Source organism: Allobosea sp. FBZP-16 (assembly GCF_002831785.1).
Lineage (GTDB): Bacteria > Pseudomonadota > Alphaproteobacteria > Rhizobiales > Beijerinckiaceae > Allobosea > Allobosea lupini.
This window is the reverse complement of record NZ_LNCQ01000023.1, coordinates 631,365-646,309: the sequence shown is the minus strand read 5'-3', so window position 1 is coordinate 646,309 and position 14,945 is coordinate 631,365. Positions and strand designations below refer to the sequence as shown.

General features: G+C 67.1%; 17 protein-coding genes. 8 read left to right on the top strand and 9 right to left on the bottom strand.

The features are described from left to right. Positions 1–26: 26 nt before the first annotated feature. The 5 genes from soxC to CXY91_RS12880 all read left to right on the top strand — a co-directional run bounded on the left by soxC (position 27) and on the right by CXY91_RS12880 (position 4,103). A complete protein-coding gene (soxC, locus tag CXY91_RS12900) occupies positions 27–1,301 on the top strand; it encodes a sulfite dehydrogenase (RefSeq protein ID WP_100961806.1) in 1,275 nt (424 codons plus the stop codon). Next, positions 1,285–2,022, top strand: a complete 738-nt coding sequence (locus tag CXY91_RS12895) for a c-type cytochrome (RefSeq protein WP_100961805.1) — start codon at positions 1,285–1,287, stop codon at positions 2,020–2,022. Before soxC ends, CXY91_RS12895 begins: the two co-directional genes overlap by 17 nt. Then, a complete protein-coding gene (locus CXY91_RS12890; protein ID WP_100961804.1) occupies positions 2,022–2,339 on the top strand; it encodes a c-type cytochrome in 318 nt (105 codons plus the stop codon). The genes CXY91_RS12895 and CXY91_RS12890 overlap by 1 nt, the downstream gene beginning before the upstream one ends. Positions 2,340–2,374: 35 nt before the next feature. Continuing rightward, positions 2,375–3,649, top strand: coding sequence for an NAD(P)/FAD-dependent oxidoreductase (locus CXY91_RS12885; protein ID WP_100961803.1), 1,275 nt, complete (start codon positions 2,375–2,377; stop codon positions 3,647–3,649). 67 nt (positions 3,650–3,716) lie between these two features. Beyond that, a complete protein-coding gene (locus CXY91_RS12880; protein ID WP_100961802.1) occupies positions 3,717–4,103 on the top strand; it encodes a c-type cytochrome in 387 nt (128 codons plus the stop codon). Positions 4,104–4,109: 6 nt separating this feature from the next. On the opposite strand, the gene CXY91_RS12875 is transcribed toward CXY91_RS12880, so the two are convergent. The 5 genes from CXY91_RS12875 to CXY91_RS12855 all read right to left on the bottom strand — a co-directional run bounded on the left by CXY91_RS12875 (position 4,110) and on the right by CXY91_RS12855 (position 8,694). Then, a complete protein-coding gene (locus CXY91_RS12875) occupies positions 4,110–4,760 on the bottom strand; it encodes an ATP-binding cassette domain-containing protein (RefSeq protein ID WP_100961801.1) in 651 nt (216 codons plus the stop codon). Then, positions 4,760–5,506 carry an ABC transporter ATP-binding protein gene (locus CXY91_RS12870; protein ID WP_100961800.1) on the bottom strand — a complete coding sequence of 249 codons (747 nt, stop codon included), beginning with the start codon at positions 5,504–5,506 and terminating at the stop codon, positions 4,760–4,762. Before CXY91_RS12870 ends, CXY91_RS12875 begins: the two co-directional genes overlap by 1 nt. Next, a complete protein-coding gene (locus CXY91_RS12865) occupies positions 5,503–6,426 on the bottom strand; it encodes a branched-chain amino acid ABC transporter permease (protein ID WP_100961799.1) in 924 nt (307 codons plus the stop codon). Before CXY91_RS12865 ends, CXY91_RS12870 begins: the two co-directional genes overlap by 4 nt. Positions 6,427–6,431: 5 nt before the next feature. After that, positions 6,432–7,331, bottom strand: coding sequence for a branched-chain amino acid ABC transporter permease (locus CXY91_RS12860; protein ID WP_100961798.1), 900 nt, complete (start codon positions 7,329–7,331; stop codon positions 6,432–6,434). 70 nt (positions 7,332–7,401) lie between these two features. Further along, on the bottom strand, positions 7,402–8,694 hold the full coding sequence (locus CXY91_RS12855) for an ABC transporter substrate-binding protein (RefSeq protein ID WP_248307455.1): 1,293 nt from the start codon (positions 8,692–8,694) through the stop codon (positions 7,402–7,404). A gap of 190 nt (positions 8,695–8,884) precedes the next feature. Here CXY91_RS12855 and CXY91_RS12850 point away from each other — a divergent pair, with 190 nt between their 5' ends. Both CXY91_RS12850 and CXY91_RS12845 read left to right on the top strand, forming a co-directional pair. Further along, a complete protein-coding gene (locus CXY91_RS12850; protein WP_100961796.1) occupies positions 8,885–9,571 on the top strand; it encodes a DUF2848 domain-containing protein in 687 nt (228 codons plus the stop codon). Positions 9,572–9,629: 58 nt separating this feature from the next. Further along, positions 9,630–10,295, top strand: coding sequence for a GntR family transcriptional regulator (locus CXY91_RS12845; RefSeq protein WP_158673393.1), 666 nt, complete (start codon positions 9,630–9,632; stop codon positions 10,293–10,295). A 199-nt stretch (positions 10,296–10,494) separates the two neighbouring features. Here the strand turns inward: CXY91_RS12845 and CXY91_RS12840 are convergent, their stop codons facing one another. The 4 genes from CXY91_RS12840 to CXY91_RS12825 are packed head-to-tail and all read right to left on the bottom strand — an operon-like array spanning position 10,495 to position 14,260. Next, positions 10,495–11,844 (bottom strand): amidase, encoded by a 1,350-nt coding sequence (locus CXY91_RS12840; protein WP_100961794.1) that lies wholly within the window; start codon positions 11,842–11,844, stop codon positions 10,495–10,497. A gap of 7 nt (positions 11,845–11,851) precedes the next feature. Then, positions 11,852–12,232 carry a cupin domain-containing protein gene (locus CXY91_RS12835; protein ID WP_100961793.1) on the bottom strand — a complete coding sequence of 127 codons (381 nt, stop codon included), beginning with the start codon at positions 12,230–12,232 and terminating at the stop codon, positions 11,852–11,854. A 20-nt stretch (positions 12,233–12,252) separates the two neighbouring features. Beyond that, entirely contained in the window at positions 12,253–13,716 is a 1,464-nt protein-coding gene (locus CXY91_RS12830; protein WP_100961792.1) for a 4-hydroxyphenylacetate 3-hydroxylase family protein, read from the bottom strand. 25 nt (positions 13,717–13,741) lie between these two features. After that, positions 13,742–14,260: a flavin reductase family protein gene (locus tag CXY91_RS12825; RefSeq protein WP_091837499.1), complete on the bottom strand. Its 519-nt coding sequence runs from the start codon at positions 14,258–14,260 to the stop codon at positions 13,742–13,744. A 100-nt stretch (positions 14,261–14,360) separates the two neighbouring features. On the opposite strand from CXY91_RS12825, the gene CXY91_RS12820 reads away from it, so the two are divergent. Further along, positions 14,361–14,906: a MarR family winged helix-turn-helix transcriptional regulator gene (locus CXY91_RS12820; RefSeq protein WP_091837497.1), complete on the top strand. Its 546-nt coding sequence runs from the start codon at positions 14,361–14,363 to the stop codon at positions 14,904–14,906. Positions 14,907–14,945 lie beyond the last annotated feature (39 nt).

Here is a 14,945-nt window from a genome sequence, read left to right as displayed (position 1 = left end):
CTAGTTAAAGAGCAAGGAGACGAGGCATGACCTCTCCCGCAAAGCCCGGTCCGCTGAGCCGCCGCCACTTCCTCGGCGGGGCGGTGGTCGCCGGAGCCGGTCTCGGCGGCACCAGCATTGCCCGCGCCGAGCCGGGGAAGCCCGATCCGCTGATCACCGAGGTCCAGGACTGGAGCCGCTATCTCGGTGAGGGCGTCGACAAGCGGCCCTATGGCACGCCGTCGCGCTTCGAGAAGAACGTGATCCGCCGCGATGTCTCCTGGCTGACGGCCTCGCCGGAATCCTCGGTCAACTTTACGCCGCTGCACGAGCTCGACGGGATCATCACCCCGTCCGGCCTCTGCTTCGAGCGCCATCATGGCGGCATCGCCGACATCGACCCGGCCAATCACCGGCTGATGATCCATGGCCTCGTCGACAAGCCATTGGTCTTCACCATGGAAGACATCAAGCGGATGCCGCGGCAGAACCGCATCCATTTCCTCGAATGCGCCGCCAATTCCGGCATGGAGTGGCGCGGCGCGCAGCTCAATGGCTGCCAGTTCACCCACGGCATGGTCCACAACGTCATGTATACCGGCGTGCCGCTGAAGCTGCTTCTGGCCGAGGCGGGGGTGAAGGCCAATGCCAAATGGCTGCTGCTGGAAGGCGCCGATTCCTCCGGCATGAACCGCTCGCTGCCGATCGAGAAGGCGCTCGACGACGTGCTGATCGCCTTCGCCATGAACGGCGAGGCGCTGCGCCCAGAGCAGGGCTATCCGCTGCGTGCCGTCATCCCCGGCTGGGAGGGCAATCTCTGGGTCAAATGGCTCCGGCGCATCGAGGTCGGCGACCAGCCGTGGCAGGCACGCGAGGAGACCTCGAAATACACCGACCTTCTGGCCGATGGCCGCTCGCGCCGATTCACTTTCTTCATGGACGCCAAATCGGTGGTGACCAATCCCTCGCCGCAGGCGCCGCTGAAGCAGAAGGGCCGCAACGTCCTCTCCGGCCTGGCCTGGTCGGGGCGCGGCACGATCAAACGCGTCGACGTGACCCTCGACGGCGGCAGGAACTGGCAGCACGCCAGGATCGACGGGCCGGTGCTCGATAAGTCGCTGACCCGCTTCTACGTCGATTTCGACTGGGCCGGGCAGGACCTCCTGATCCAGTCGCGCGCCATCGATTCGACCGGCTATCTCCAGCCGACCAAGGAGGAGCTGCGCAAGATCCGCGGCACCAACTCGATCTACCACAACAACGGCATTCAGACCTGGCATGTGAAGGCGAACGGGGAGACCGAAAATGTCGAGATCGGTTAATCCCGTCCTGCTCGCGGGCCTGGCGGCGCTCGCCGTGCTCGCCGCCGCGCCGCTGATCGCCCAGACCAAGCCGGCGGCCAAGGAGGCGCAAGCCCATCCGCCGGCCAAAACCGCCCAGGCTCCGGCCCCGGCGGCCAAGCTCGGCCTCGGCCGCGAGGCGCTGCCGGAGGAGATCAAGGCCTGGGACATCGCGGTGCGGCCTGACGGCAAGGGCCTGCCGCCCGGCAAGGGCACGGTCAAGCAGGGCGACGAGATCTTCCAGGCGCAATGCGCCAGCTGCCATGGCGAATTCGGCCAGGGCAACAACCGCTGGCCGGTGCTGGCCGGCGGCATGGGCTCGCTCAGATCCGACCGGCCGGAGAAGACGATCGGCTCGTTCTGGCCCGATCTCTCGACCGTGTTCGACTATGTCCGCCGGGCCATGCCCTATGGCAACGCCCAGTCGCTGTCGCCGGACGAGCTCTATGCCGTCACGGCCTATTTGCTCTATCTGAACGACATCGTGAAGGACGAGGACTTCGAACTGTCCGATAAGAACTTTACCAGCGTGAAGCTGCCGAACGCGGCCGCCTTCTACGACGACGACCGCGAGACCACGGAGAAGGCCTTCTGGGGCAAGGAGCCGTGCATGACCAATTGCAAGCCGGAGGTGAAGATCACCGGACGGGCGGTGATCCTCGACGTGACGCCGGATTCCAAGACGGCGCCGAAGGTCGACTGATGCGAGGAGCCGGCGCCGTCCGTCTCGCGGTGCTCGGGCTGCTACTGGCCTGTGCGCCGGCGAACGCCGCCGGCGACAAGGCGCTGGGGGAGTATCTCTCGTCCGAATGCACGAGCTGCCATCAGAGCAGCGGCAGGCAGGTCGGCGGCATTCCGGCGATCATCGGCCACCCCGCCGAGCAGTTCGTCGCGCTGATGAACGCCTATCGGCAGCGGCAGCGCGACAACCAGGTGATGCAGGCGGTCGCCGCCAGGCTCTCCGGCGAGGAGATCGCGGCGCTTGCCGCTTATTACGAGAGTCTGAAGCCCGGTCCTTAGGGCTAGCCGTCACGAGCGGAAGGGGAGAGGGAACCATGTCGACCAGTCGCCGCACATTCCTGACCGGCCTCGCCGCCGCCGGCGGCTTCGCCATCGCCTCGCCGGCCGTGCTCGGCCAGGCCAAGCCGCGCGTCGTGGTGATCGGCGGCGGAGCCGGCGGCGCGACCGCTGCGCGGTACATCGCCAAGGACTCGAACGACGCCATCGCGGTGACGCTGGTCGAGGAGAACGAGGTCTACCAGACCTGTTTCCACTCCAACCTCTTCATCGGCGGCTTCAAGAGCTATGACGAGATCAGCCATCGCTACGACGCGCTGGCGAAGAACCATGGCATCACGCTGGCCCGGGCCCGCGCCACCCAGATCGACCGCGACAAGAAGGAGGCCGTGCTCTCGACGGGCGATCGCCTGGCTTATGACCGCCTCGTCGTCTCGCCCGGCATCGACCTGAAATACGATTCCGTCCCCGGCTGGTCGAAGGAGGCCGAGGAGGCGATGCCGCATGGCTGGAAGCCCGGCCGGCAGACGCAATTGATCAGGCAGAAGCTCGACGCGGTGCCAAATGGCGGCACGATCGTGATGATCGCCCCGCCCAATCCCTATCGCTGCCCGCCCGGCCCCTATGAGCGGGCATCTATGTTCGCCCATCTGCTCAAGGCGAGCGGCAGGCGCGACTGCAAGATCCTCATCCTCGACCCCAAGGACAGCTTCTCCAAGCAGGGCGTCTTCCAGGAGGGCTGGGAAAAGCACTATGGCGCGATGATCGAGTGGCTCGGGCCGAAGGTGCATGACGGCATCAAGTCGGTCGATCCCAAGACCAACACCGTCGTCACCGGCTTCGAGACCTACAAGGACTGCGCCTTCGTCAACGTCATCCCGGCGCAGATGGCCGGCGAGATCGTCCGCTCGGCGGGCCTGGCGCCCGCCGGCGGCTACTGCACCATCGACCCGGCCTCGATGAAGTCGGCCGTCGATCCCAACATCTTCGTTCTCGGCGATGCCTGCATCGCCGGCGATATGCCGAAATCCGCCTTCGCCGCCAACAGCCAAGCCAAGGTCGCAGCGATGGTGATCCGTGGCGAGCTCGCTGGCGGCCGCACCTTCCCGGCGCGCTACATCAACACCTGCTGGTCGCTGATCGAGACCGACGACACCATCAAGGTCGGCGGCCGCTACGAGGCCAAGGACGGCAAGATCGCTGCGACCGAGACCTTCGTTTCGCAGCCGCGCGAGAGCGCCGAACTGCGCAAGGAGAACCAGGCCGAGAATGTCGGCTGGTACGCCGCGATCACCGCCGACATGTTCAGCTGAAGCCTTCACCGCGCCGTCGCTTCGCACGGCGGCGCCAACTCACTCTCCTTATCAGGATCCAAACCGCATGAAATTGCCTGTCGTCGCCGCTGCCTTCGCCGCTGCCTTTCTCACGACCAGCGCGAAGGCGCAGGACGTTTCGGCCGGAGAGCGTTCGTGGAACAAGTGCCGCGCCTGCCACCAGATCGGCGAAGGCGCCAAGAACCTGGTCGGCCCCCAGCTCAACGGGCTGTTCGGGCGCCATACCGGCGCAGTCGAGGGCTACAGCTATTCGACGGCCAACAAGGGCGCCAACATCACCTGGGACGAGGCGGTCTTCGCCGAATACATCAAGGATCCCAAGGCCAAGATCCCCGGCACCAAGATGGTCTTCGCCGGCATCAAGAACGAGAAAGAGATCGCCGACCTCACCGCCTTCCTCAAGCAGTTCGACAAGGACGGCAAGAAGATGTGAGCCGGCTTAATTGATGGCGCCACGCTCGATCTGGAGGGTCTCGTCGGCGATCGCGTCGAGCAGGGCCGGCGTCGATTCCGTGATCAGGATGGCAAGGTCCGGCCGGCCACGCCTGAGCTCGCCGAGCGTGCGCGCGTAGTCGAGCGCCAACGCCGGGGCGAGCCCCTGGAAGGGTTCGTCCAGCAGCAGCGCCGTGCGGGCGACCATCAGCGCCCGGCCCAGCGCCACCATCTTGCCCTGGCCGCCCGAGACGCCCCCGCCCGGGCGCCTGCGCATGGTGAGGAGCTGCGGCAGCAACGCATAGACCTCGTCGAGCCGCCGTGCCCGCTCAGGCGCCGGCAAGGAGAGCGCCAGCGCAGGCAGCAGGATGTTGTCCTCGACCGTGAATTCGGGCACCAGTCGGCGGTCCTCCGGCGCGTAGCCGATGCCCTGCGCGGCACGCTGATAGGCCGGGGTCGTGCCGATCTCCTGTTCGCCGAGATGGACCGCGCCGGCCTCGACGGGCAAAAGCCCCATGATCGCCCGCAGCGTCGTGGTCTTGCCGGCGCCATTGCGGCCGATCAGGATCGTGGTCCTGCCGGAGGTCAGCCCCAGCGACACCGATCGCAGCACCTGCACGCCAGCGATGGCGACGGTCACGTCTTCCATGCGCAGCATCACGCCACCCCCACGACATTGCGCAGCACGCGCTCATCCTTGAACACCTCGGAGGGCGGCCCTTCCGCCATCACCGAGCCGGAATCCCAGACGACGACGCGGTCGGCATAGCGCTGCACCACGTCCATGTCGTGCTCGACGAACAGCGCCGTGACCTTGGCGCGGCGCAGCGCGGCCATCAGCGTCTCCATCAGGGTGAAGCGCTCGATCGTGCTGACGCCGCTGGTCGGCTCGTCGAGCAGGACGAGGCGCGGCTTCAGCGCCAGAGCGATGACGATGTCGAGGAGCTTGCGCCGCCCCTCCGGCAGCGCGCCGGCCAGCTGCTGCGCCTCGCCGTCGAGCCCGACGAGAGCCAGCAGCTCTTCGGCCTCGCGCCGGCGGCCATCGGCGCCGAGCGCCTTGAACGGCACCCAGATGCCGCGCTTGGCCGCGACCGCGATCATCAGGTTGTCGAGGACCGTCTGGTCGAGGAAGAGCTGCGGGATCTGGAAGGCGCGGGCGATGCCGCGCCGCGCGATGGTGCGCGGCGCCATGGCGGTGATCGGCTTGCCGTCGAGATAGACCTCGCCCGAGCTCGGCCGGAGATAGCCGGTGCAGAGATTGAGGAAGGTCGTCTTGCCGGAGCCGTTCGGGCCGATGATGGCGAGGAATTCGCCCTCGCGGATCTCGAGGTTGACGCCGTCGGCCGCCTGCACGCCGTAGAAGGCAATGCGCAGGTCCTTGGCCTGGAGGAGGGGCGTCGTCATGCCGGTTCTCCGCTGCGGCGCCGGAGCAGGCCGTAGAGCCCGCTCGGCAGGAAGAAGATGACGCCGATCAGCGCGACGCCGATGATCAGGTTCCAGGCATCGGTGACGCTGACCGCGAGCGTGTGCAGCACTTCGAGGAAGAGCGAGCCGATGAAGGGGCCGGCGACGCCGCCGATGCCGCCGAGCACCGCGACCAGGACGAGGTGGCCGGACGCCGTCCAGAAGGCGAATTCGGGCAGGATATGGCCGATCGCCATCGCCGCGATCGCCCCGCCGATGCCGGCGAGCGCGGCCGAGACGGTGTAGGCGATCAGGAGCACGATCCGGACGGGAACGCCGAGATATTCAAGCCGGAGCTCGTTGGTGTGCACGGCGGCGAGCGCATGGCCGAGCGGGCTCGCCAGATAGCGCTGCACGCCGTAGCCGACGCCGAGCATCAGCACGAGACCGGCATAGTAGAGCGCGGTGTCGAAGCTCGCCTTGTCGAGCGTCATACCGAAAAAGCGCGGCACTGCCAGGCGCAGGCCGTCGGTGCCGCCGGTGATGCCGTAGAGCTTGGAGAGCAGTGCGTAGAGCACCATCGACATGGCGAGGTTGAGCATGGCGAAGAAGATCGCGCGGTAGCGCACCAGGAAGGCGCCGACGATCAGGCCAGTTACGGCCGAGGCGAGCGTGCCGAGCACGAGCAACACCACGAACTCGTTGAGGCCGGCCCGCGCCAGGAAGGCGATGGCATAGGCGCTGACGGCGTAGAACATGGCATGGCCGATCGAGATCAGCCCGCCGCGCAGCAGCACGGCGACGCCGAGCGCGGCGAAACCCTTGGCGACGGCGAGCGTCAGCACGAATTGCAGCCAGGGCGCGGCGATCGGCGCGAGCGCCAGCGCGGCGAGGGCGACGAGGAAGAGGGCGGCGCGCATGGCGGTCAGATCCTCCGGGTCGCCGCCTGGCCGAACAGTCCGTAGGGGCGGACCAGCAGCACGACGAGCATGACGATGTAGGGGGCGACCGCATCGAGCGACGGCGCGAAATAGATGGCGAGCACGCGGGCGAGGCCGACGATGATCGCCGCCAGCGCCGCGCCTTCGATCTGGCCGAGCCCGCCGATGGCGGCGACGGCGAAGGCGAGCACCATGGTCTCGGCGCCGAGGCCGGGTGCGGCGCCCGCGGTCGGTGTCGCCAGCGCCCCGCCCAGTGCCGCCAGGAAGACGCCGAGCGTGAAGGAGAGGATGAAGACGCGGTTGGTGTTGATGCCGATGCTCTGTGCCATCTCGCGATCGGCCACGACGGCGGTGACCAGCCTGCCGATCCGAGTCTTCGTGAGCATGATGCGCAGGCCGACGACCACGATGACGGCGAGGCCGATCAGCAGGAGCTGGTAGTTGAGATAGACGACGCCGCCGATCTGCGTCGAGCCGAGCAACTGCATCGGCGTGTCTTCGGCAAGCGAGCGCACGCCGAAGACGATGCGCTGCAGGTCCTCCAGGATCAGGAACAGGCCGAAGGTGACGAGGATCTGGATCGCTTCCGACTTGCCATAGGTCCAGCGTATCAGGCAGCGCTCGACCAGCGGGCCGAACAGCGCGGCGACGATCGCGGCGCTGAAGACGAGGGCCGGGAAGGAGAGCCAGGGGTTCAGGCCCGCGCTGGCGATCCACAGGCCGATCGAGGCGGCGACATAGGCGCCGATCGCGTAGAAGCTGCCATGCGCGACGTTGAGCACGCGCAGCACGCTGAAGACGAGGGTCAGCCCGACGGCGACGAAGAAGATCAGCGCCGCGCTGGCGAGGCCGTCGACGGCAAGCGGAATCAGGGTGTCGAGCATTGGCGGCACCTGGGATTGATGATGTGGGAATCAGGCGGGAGGGCGCGGACGCGCCTCCCGCCTGCGGGGATTACTGGTAGCTGCCGGGCTTGGGCTGGGTGGCGAGGAAGGCCGGGGTCAGCGTTCCCACCCATTTGATCGCATCGTCGCCCTGGGGCGGCATCAGCGTGTCGCCCTTGTAGCGGACCATGCCGCCGATCACCGGGAACTTGTAGTCGGGCGACTTGGCGGTGACGCCAACGACCTGGTCGACGAGGCCGTCATTGTCCTTGCGGGTCACGGTGGTGCCGGTCAGCGTCTTGACCGTGCTGCCGCGCATGGCATCGGCGATCTCGTCGCGGCTCGGCCACTTGCCGCCGCTCTTCTTCAGCGCGGCCTCATAGGCGGCCTTCATGTAGATGATCGCGTTGGCCATCTTGACCGACGGGAAGACCGGGTACTCGCCATAACGCTTTTCATAGGCCTCGACGAAGGCCTTGGTCACAGGATTGGCCCTGGCGTCGGGCGACATCCACCAGCCGTCACCGAGCACGCCGACGATGACGCCTTCCGGCAGGTTGGCGCGCTGGAGCACGGTCTCGCCCAGCGCCAGCACGACCTGGCTCGAGGTGAACAGCCCGCGCGGCTGGGCCTGGCGCACGAAGTTCTCGAGATCGGCGCCCCAGAGATTGGAGAACACCACATCCGGCCGCGAGGCCGAGAGCTTCGAGATCTCGGTCTGGAAATTGGCCGAGCCGAGCTTGGGGAACAGCTCCGCCACGACCTCGACATCCGGCTTCAGCGCCTTCATCGCGGTCTTGAAGATCAGCGCCGCGTCATGGCCGAAGGCGTAGTCGGGATTGACGATGGCGATCCGCTTCACGTCCGGCTTGCGCTGCAGGAGATAGAGCGCATAGGCGACGAATTCCGGGATCGTGTTGCCGTTCGGGCGGAAATAATACTTGCTCTTGCCGTCGAGCAGGAGCTGGTGCGTGTCGCAGTTCCAGCCGATCGTCGGGGCCTGCATCTGCTCGGCGAGCGGGGCCAGCGCCAGGCAGTTGGCGCTCGACAGCGCCGCGATCATCACCTGGTTGGACTTGTCTTCGGCGAGGCGGCGATATTCGGCGATGACGCCCTGCGTGCCCTGCGCCTCGTCGACATAGGTCGCCTTCAGCGGCACGCCGCCGATCCCGCCGCGGGCGTTGATCATGTCGATCATCAGCTCGGCGGCGTTCTTGCCGGGGACGCCATAGGCGGCTGCCGGGCCCGAGGTGAAGGTCATGACGCCGACACCAAGGGATGCCGGCTTCTCCTGCGCGACGGCCGGGGCCGCAACGGCGCCGAACGAGACCGCCAGAGCGGCCATCCAAGCTGATCTGATCATGGTTTTCCTCTCCGTTTCCGATCGGCGTCCTGTCCGGGCGCCGTCGCCGTCCCCGCGCAGCTGCGGCGCTTGGAAATCTCTATAAAAATCCTTGTGAAATTTCACAAGGATTTTTATAGAGGCATCTCGAAGTTTTTTTGGGCAGGCTGCCCGGCGAAGGGGCAGCGCGATTTCGGGAAGGCGAGAGGCGATGAAGACCCTGGCACTGACGGTGGAGAGCCGGACCGGCTCCAGCCCGCTGACCGCGGCGATCGACGAATTGGTGATCGGCGGCTGGGCCGGGCGCGACAAGGCGGCGATGGAGCACCACATGGTCGAGCTGGAAGCGCTTGGCGTGAAGCGGCCGACCTCGACGCCGGTCTATTATCGCGTCGCCGCCGCCAGGCTGACCACCGACCCGGTCATCGAGGATGTCGGCGCCAACAGCAGCGGCGAGGTCGAGGCCGTGCTGCTCTCCTGCGGCGGCAAGACTTATGTCGGCGTCGGCTCCGACCATACCGACCGCCAGGTCGAGACCTATGGCATCAGCGTCTCCAAGCAGGTCTGCGACAAGCCGGTCGCTGCGACCGTCTGGCCCTATCAGGAGGTCGCCGGCCATTGGGACGAGCTGATCCTGCGCAGCTTCGCGGTGATCGACGGCGAGCGCCGGCTCTACCAGGAGGGGCCGATCTCGGGCCTGCTCGCTCCGGAGGACCTGATCCGCGGCTTCAACGGCACGGGCGCGCTGCCTGACGGCACGGCGATCTTCGGCGGCACCATGCCGGCGATCGGCGGCATCCAGATTGCCAGCCGGTTTGAAGGCGAACTGGAGGATCCGGTCCTGCGCCGCAGCATCCGCTTCGGCTACGACCTCAAGATTCTGCCGATCCGGGGTTGACGCCGCTGTCTCCGGAAGGACGATGGCGGCAACCTCAAACCGCGCGGTGCGACGTAACGTGACGCTTCTGGAAACGCCCAAGGACGCGCAGCGGCATGTCTCGCTGCGCGACCAAGCCTATCATGCGATCAAGCGCCTGATCATCACCACCGGGCTGCGCCCGGGCGAGATCCTGAGCGAGCCGGCGCTGAGCACGCAGCTCGATATCGGCCGCACGCCGATCCGCCAGGCGATCGACCGGCTGCTCAATGACGGGCTGGTCGAGGTGATGCCGCGCAAGGGCACGATCGTGAAGCCGGTCAGCCTGGACGAGATCCTCAACATCATCGACGCGCGCATCGTCAACGAGACCTTCTGCGTGCGCGTCGCCGCCGAGCGGGCCAGTACCGAGGTGCCGGCCCAGCTCCGGCGCAATCTCGAGGCGATGCGCGAGGCGGCGCAGGCGCGCGACATCGAGACGATCGCCGATCTCGACCAGGCGTTTCACGCGATCATCGCCGGCTCGGCCCGCAACCCGGTGATGAGCGACCTGCTGCGGAACCTGCACGAGCGCTCGGCGCGGATGTGGTTCATCTCGCTCAGCACCAACGAGCAGCATTCGCGCATCTGCGACGAGCATGCCGCCATCGTCGACGGCGTCGCCCGGCAGGATCCGGACGCGGCCGAGCGGGCGATGCGAGCCCATATCGAATCCTTCCGTGCCAACATCACCCGCCAGGGCTGAGGGGGCATTAGACGCGGCGGGTCGTCATCCAGAACATGCGCGGGTCGTTCCGGGCGGAGCGCAGCGTAGCCCCGGGACCCATTCCTGAACCTCTCTCGGAAAGGCGCCGGAATGGATCCCGGATGGGCGCCGCTGCGCGGCTTGTCCGGGAGGACAGCAGGGTGGACGTGGAAGCCCAAACTTGTGAAAAGCTGTGCGGTCAGCGGTCGCCCGCCAGCGCCGCTTCGGCTGCCGCTGCGATCCCGAACAATGCCGAATCCTCGCCGCCGGCCCGCGCCAGCATCAGTCCGGTCGGCGCTTCGCCAGCCCGATGCATCGGCAGCGAGATGGCGCAGCCCTCCATCATGTTGATCAGGGTCGGATTACGCAGCATCGAGAGGTTGAGGCGGGTGAAGGCCTCGTCGTCGGCATCGCATTCGGCGATGGTCGGCGCCATCGTCGGCACGGTCGGCAGCGCCAGCACGTCGAAGGCGCCGGTCTCCTCGCGCAGTGCGGCGACGAAGGCGGCGCGGGCGCGCAGCAGCTCGATATAGTCGGCGCAGTCCTGGTTGGCGCCGCGCAGGATGCGCAGGCGCACGCGCGGATCGTAGCCCTCGCCCTTCGCAGCGATCAGAGCGCGGTGATGCGCGTAGGACTCGGCCGCCGCAAAGCCGCCCTTGGCGTTGATGCGGGCGACCTCGGCGAAGCGCGCGAAAGGCTGCTCGACGATCTGCGCGCCGGCCTTGGACAGGGTGGTGAGCGCCCGGGCGAAGTCGGCCGCGACGGTCGCATCGAGGCCGTCGAGCGCGACCGTCTGCGGCACGGCGATGCGCAGGCCGGCAAGGCCGATCGCCCGCTTCGGCAACTCGATCCCGCTCATGATCTCATGCAAGGCGCGGCAGCAGGCGACGCTGCGGGCGAGCGGGCCGATCGAGTCGAGGCTCTGCGACAGCGGGAAGGCGCCGTCCAGCGGCACGCTCGCCGCGGTCGGCTTGTAGCCGGTGATGCCGCAGAGCGCGGCGGGGATGCGGCAGGAGCCGCCGGTGTCGGAGCCGATGCCGGCCGCCGCCATCCCGTCCGCGACCGAAACCGCTGCGCCCGAAGACGAGCCGCCGGGGATGCGGCGGCTCGCACGGTCATAGGGCGAGGCCGGCGTGCCGTGATGCGGGTTGAGGCCGATCCCGGAGAAGGCGAACTCGCTCATATTGGTGCGGCCCATGACGACGAAGCCGGCACGGCGCAGGCGCGCGATCGCGGCGGCATCGCGCTCGGCCGGCGCAGCGTCGGCGAGCACAGTGGAGCCCGCCGGCGTCGGCTCGCCGGCAAGGTCGAACAGGTCCTTCACTGAGATCGGGATGCCGGCGAAGGGCGAGGGGCCGAGCCCTGCGGCCCGCAGTTTGTCCATCGCTTCGGCTGCAGCGCGCGCGGCCTCGCGATGGACCTTGATGAAGGCGAGCCGGCCCTCGCCATCGGGCGCCTCGATCCGGTCGAGCGCTTCGCTGACGAGGGTGAGCGAGCGCGTCCGTCCCGAGGCGAGATCGTCGGCGAGGCTGGCAAGGGTCGGCATCATGACGGGGTCAGACCGGGTCGAAATAATGGATTTCGAGCAGGATGCAGCCCTTCTCGGACTTGAACGGCCCGTGCGGAGCGTGCGGCGGGCGCACCGCATAGGTGTGCGGCGGAAAACTCTCGCCGCCCTCGCCATTGGCATCGTTGCCGACGGTAAGGTCGCCCTCCATCAGATAGACCTCCTCCCAATAGTCATGGGAAAACGGCGCGGTGGTGTAGACGCCCGGCTGGAAGCGCAGCAGGCGGGTGCGGGTGCCGCGATTGTTCACCTCGTCGAGGGCGCCCGACAGGATCTTCTGCTGGATGCCGGCGGGATAGCCGGCCGGCACTTCCCAGCCCTTGGACATGTCGAGAGTGTAGAATTCGTCGTGGCTCTTGTTGACGGGCATGATGCGATCCTTTCACCGGCTCAGGCAGCTGATTTCGTATTGAGGTCGTAGGAGTCGAGCATCGACTGGACGATGCCGCCGGCCTTGCCCCAGTCGTAGGTGCGGAAGGAGTGGCCCTTCGTCACGAAGGTCGCCCCGGCGTAGAACATCTCGTATTGGTGATGGCGCGAACCGAACTCGGAGCCGACGGCGTCCCAGGCGAGTTTGTAGAACTTGACCCGGTCATGCGATTTCGCGGCCGGCGACTGCTGGGTCTTCTCGATGATCGCCGCGATCTCGGGATTAGCGAAGTCGGCGATCGAGGAGGGCAGCATGATCATGCCGCCGCCGGCGAGCTCGCGCAGCGAGTTCAGGATCTTCGGATACATCTGCTGGGTCAGCACCTGCGCCGAATAGAGCATGTGCCGGTCGGGCACGAAGTAGGGGCCGGCCTGCGTGCCCTTGGCTTCCATGGCGTTGACGAAGGCGTCGACCATCGCCGCTTCCGCCGCGAGCTGGCCGAGGGTCTCGCGCACCTGCGGGAACTGGGTGATGCCGTTGGTCTGGGTGGTGCGATGGGCGATGCCCATCAGGAACTGCAGCTTCACCTTGAGGCGGATCATCGCCTGGTAGTTCTGGTAGACATGCGCCGGCGTCGCGTGGAACTGCTTCTGGCACATCTCGACGCTGCCATCGATGAAGACGCGGTCCCACGGAACCTTGACGTCATCGAAGAACAGCACCGCGTCGTTCTCGTCGTAGCGGCTGGCCAGCGGGTTGTCGAAGATCGAGCCCGCCTGTGCCTCGTAGGATTTGCGCGAGAGCATCTTCAGGCCCTTGCTGTTCATCGGGATGGCGAAGGAGACGGCATAGCGCTCCTCGCCCGGCTGCATCGGCTGGATCGTGGTGACGAAGACCTCGTTGGCGACGACGCCGCCGGTCGCCAGCATCTTGGCGCCGCGGATGGTGATGCCCTGCGCATCGCGATCGACCACGCCGGCGGTCAGGAACGGGTCGGCCTGCTCGGCCGCGTTCTTGGAGCGGTCGGCCTGCGGGTTGATGATGACGTAGGTGAGGTAGAGATCGTTGTCGCGGGCGTAGCGGTAATAGGCTTCCAGCGCCGCGGCGCGGGCGGGATCGTAGCCTTCGAACACCGGCAGACCCATGCGCATGCCGGAGATGCAGGAGGCGACATGGTCGGGGGCACGGCCGAGGAAGCCGCCATGGATCGCGGTCCAGGCCTCCAGCGCCCGGCGGCGCTCGACCAGGTCGGCATAGGAGGTCGGCAATTGCCAGATCCGGTTGGCGCGGCCGCCCGTCTCGGTCTCGAAGGTCATGAGATCGCGGCGCGAGGCGTCGCCGGCGAAGTCGAACAGGCCCGCGACCGACTGCGCCACGTTGCGGAAGGCGCGATGGCTGGTGACGTCCTCGACTTTGGCACCGTCGATATAGATCGAGCGGTCGTCGCGCAGGCTGGCCAGATGCTGCTGTCCGGTCTTGGTCATGGGTCTGTCCTCGCTGTTTCGGCTGTCAGTAGTGGATGGGCAGCGGCCAGGACGGCTCGCGCTGGGTCTCGTCGACGAGGTCGCGATAGCGGCCGCGGAAGAAGATCAGGGGCGCCGGAGTTCCGGGGCGCACGGTGTGGCGCAGCACCCGCACCAGGAAGATGACGTGGTCGCCGCCGTCGTGATTGGCGTAGGGTTCGCATTCGAAATGGGCGAGCGATCCGGTGATCAGCGGCGCCTGGGCATGGCCGACGCTGCGCCTGGTCTCCGACCATTTATCGCCGAGCGCGCGGGCGAAACGGTTGGATATGTGCTCCTGTTCGCGCGCCAGCACGTTGACCGCGAAGCCCTTGGCCTCAAGCATGGCCGGCAGGCTGTTCGCCCGCCTGTCGACGCTGAACAGGACGAGCGGCGGATCGATCGAAACGGAGTTGAACGAACTCATGGTCATGCCGATGAGCTCCTCGCCGCTGCCCTGCGCGGTGATCACCGCGACGCCGGTGGCGAACTCGCCCAGGGATTGCCTGAAGGCCTTGGCGTCCATCGCCGCCTCCTCTCCGGTTGCTCTTCTGATGTCAATTTGCTAGATAGCTTTGTAACAAAGCTATATAAGTGAGTCAACGGCGCTTGAGGACGAGCAAACCATGTCGAGCGAGAACCGGCGCATGACCGTGGCAAAGCCGGATTTGCTGGATGACGGCAGCGATACGCGCTTCCGCGACCTGCTCTACGATTTCTTCGCCTTCGGCGGCCGGCTGGAGGAGGCGAGGGCGCGCTTCGCCGCCTATATCGGGCTGACCCCGCCGCAATACCTGATCATGATCGCGATCAGCCGCGCCGCGGCCGCCGGCGAGGTCGGCGTGGCGCAGGTCGCCGAGCGGCTGCATCTCAGCGGCGCCTTCGTCACCATCGAGGTGAACAAGCTGGTGAAGAGTGGGCTCGTCGCCAAGCAGCCGCATGCCAGCGACAAGCGCCGGGTCAATCTCTCGGTAACGCCGCTCGGGTCAACGATGCTGGAGCGCCTGGCGGCGCTGCAGCGGCCGGTGAACGATGCGTTGTTCGCCTCGCTCGACCGCGCGGATTTCGAGATGCTGAGCGGCATCATGCGGCGGCTCGCCCGCGGGGCGAAGCAAGCTCTCCATCTCGCCGATCACATCGTCGCCGACGAGAAGGCGCAGGCGCGCGACTGAGATCGCGCCCGTCGGCACGCTATCGAGACCGCGAAAGCC

Coding starts and splice junctions, on each gene's coding strand:
- soxC (WP_100961806.1), top strand. CDS start 27: ATGACCTCTCCCGCAAAGCCCGGTCCGCTGAGCCGCCGCCACTTCCTC.
- CXY91_RS12895 (WP_100961805.1), top strand. CDS start 1,285: ATGTCGAGATCGGTTAATCCCGTCCTGCTCGCGGGCCTGGCGGCGCTC.
- CXY91_RS12890 (WP_100961804.1), top strand. CDS start 2,022: ATGCGAGGAGCCGGCGCCGTCCGTCTCGCGGTGCTCGGGCTGCTACTG.
- CXY91_RS12885 (WP_100961803.1), top strand. CDS start 2,375: ATGTCGACCAGTCGCCGCACATTCCTGACCGGCCTCGCCGCCGCCGGC.
- CXY91_RS12880 (WP_100961802.1), top strand. CDS start 3,717: ATGAAATTGCCTGTCGTCGCCGCTGCCTTCGCCGCTGCCTTTCTCACG.
- CXY91_RS12875 (WP_100961801.1), bottom strand. CDS start 4,760: ATGCTGCGCATGGAAGACGTGACCGTCGCCATCGCTGGCGTGCAGGTG.
- CXY91_RS12870 (WP_100961800.1), bottom strand. CDS start 5,506: ATGACGACGCCCCTCCTCCAGGCCAAGGACCTGCGCATTGCCTTCTAC.
- CXY91_RS12865 (WP_100961799.1), bottom strand. CDS start 6,426: ATGCGCGCCGCCCTCTTCCTCGTCGCCCTCGCCGCGCTGGCGCTCGCG.
- CXY91_RS12860 (WP_100961798.1), bottom strand. CDS start 7,331: ATGCTCGACACCCTGATTCCGCTTGCCGTCGACGGCCTCGCCAGCGCG.
- CXY91_RS12855 (WP_248307455.1), bottom strand. CDS start 8,694: ATGATCAGATCAGCTTGGATGGCCGCTCTGGCGGTCTCGTTCGGCGCC.
- CXY91_RS12850 (WP_100961796.1), top strand. CDS start 8,885: ATGAAGACCCTGGCACTGACGGTGGAGAGCCGGACCGGCTCCAGCCCG.
- CXY91_RS12840 (WP_100961794.1), bottom strand. CDS start 11,844: ATGATGCCGACCCTTGCCAGCCTCGCCGACGATCTCGCCTCGGGACGG.
- CXY91_RS12835 (WP_100961793.1), bottom strand. CDS start 12,232: ATGCCCGTCAACAAGAGCCACGACGAATTCTACACTCTCGACATGTCC.
- CXY91_RS12830 (WP_100961792.1), bottom strand. CDS start 13,716: ATGACCAAGACCGGACAGCAGCATCTGGCCAGCCTGCGCGACGACCGC.
- CXY91_RS12825 (WP_091837499.1), bottom strand. CDS start 14,260: ATGGACGCCAAGGCCTTCAGGCAATCCCTGGGCGAGTTCGCCACCGGC.
- CXY91_RS12820 (WP_091837497.1), top strand. CDS start 14,361: ATGTCGAGCGAGAACCGGCGCATGACCGTGGCAAAGCCGGATTTGCTG.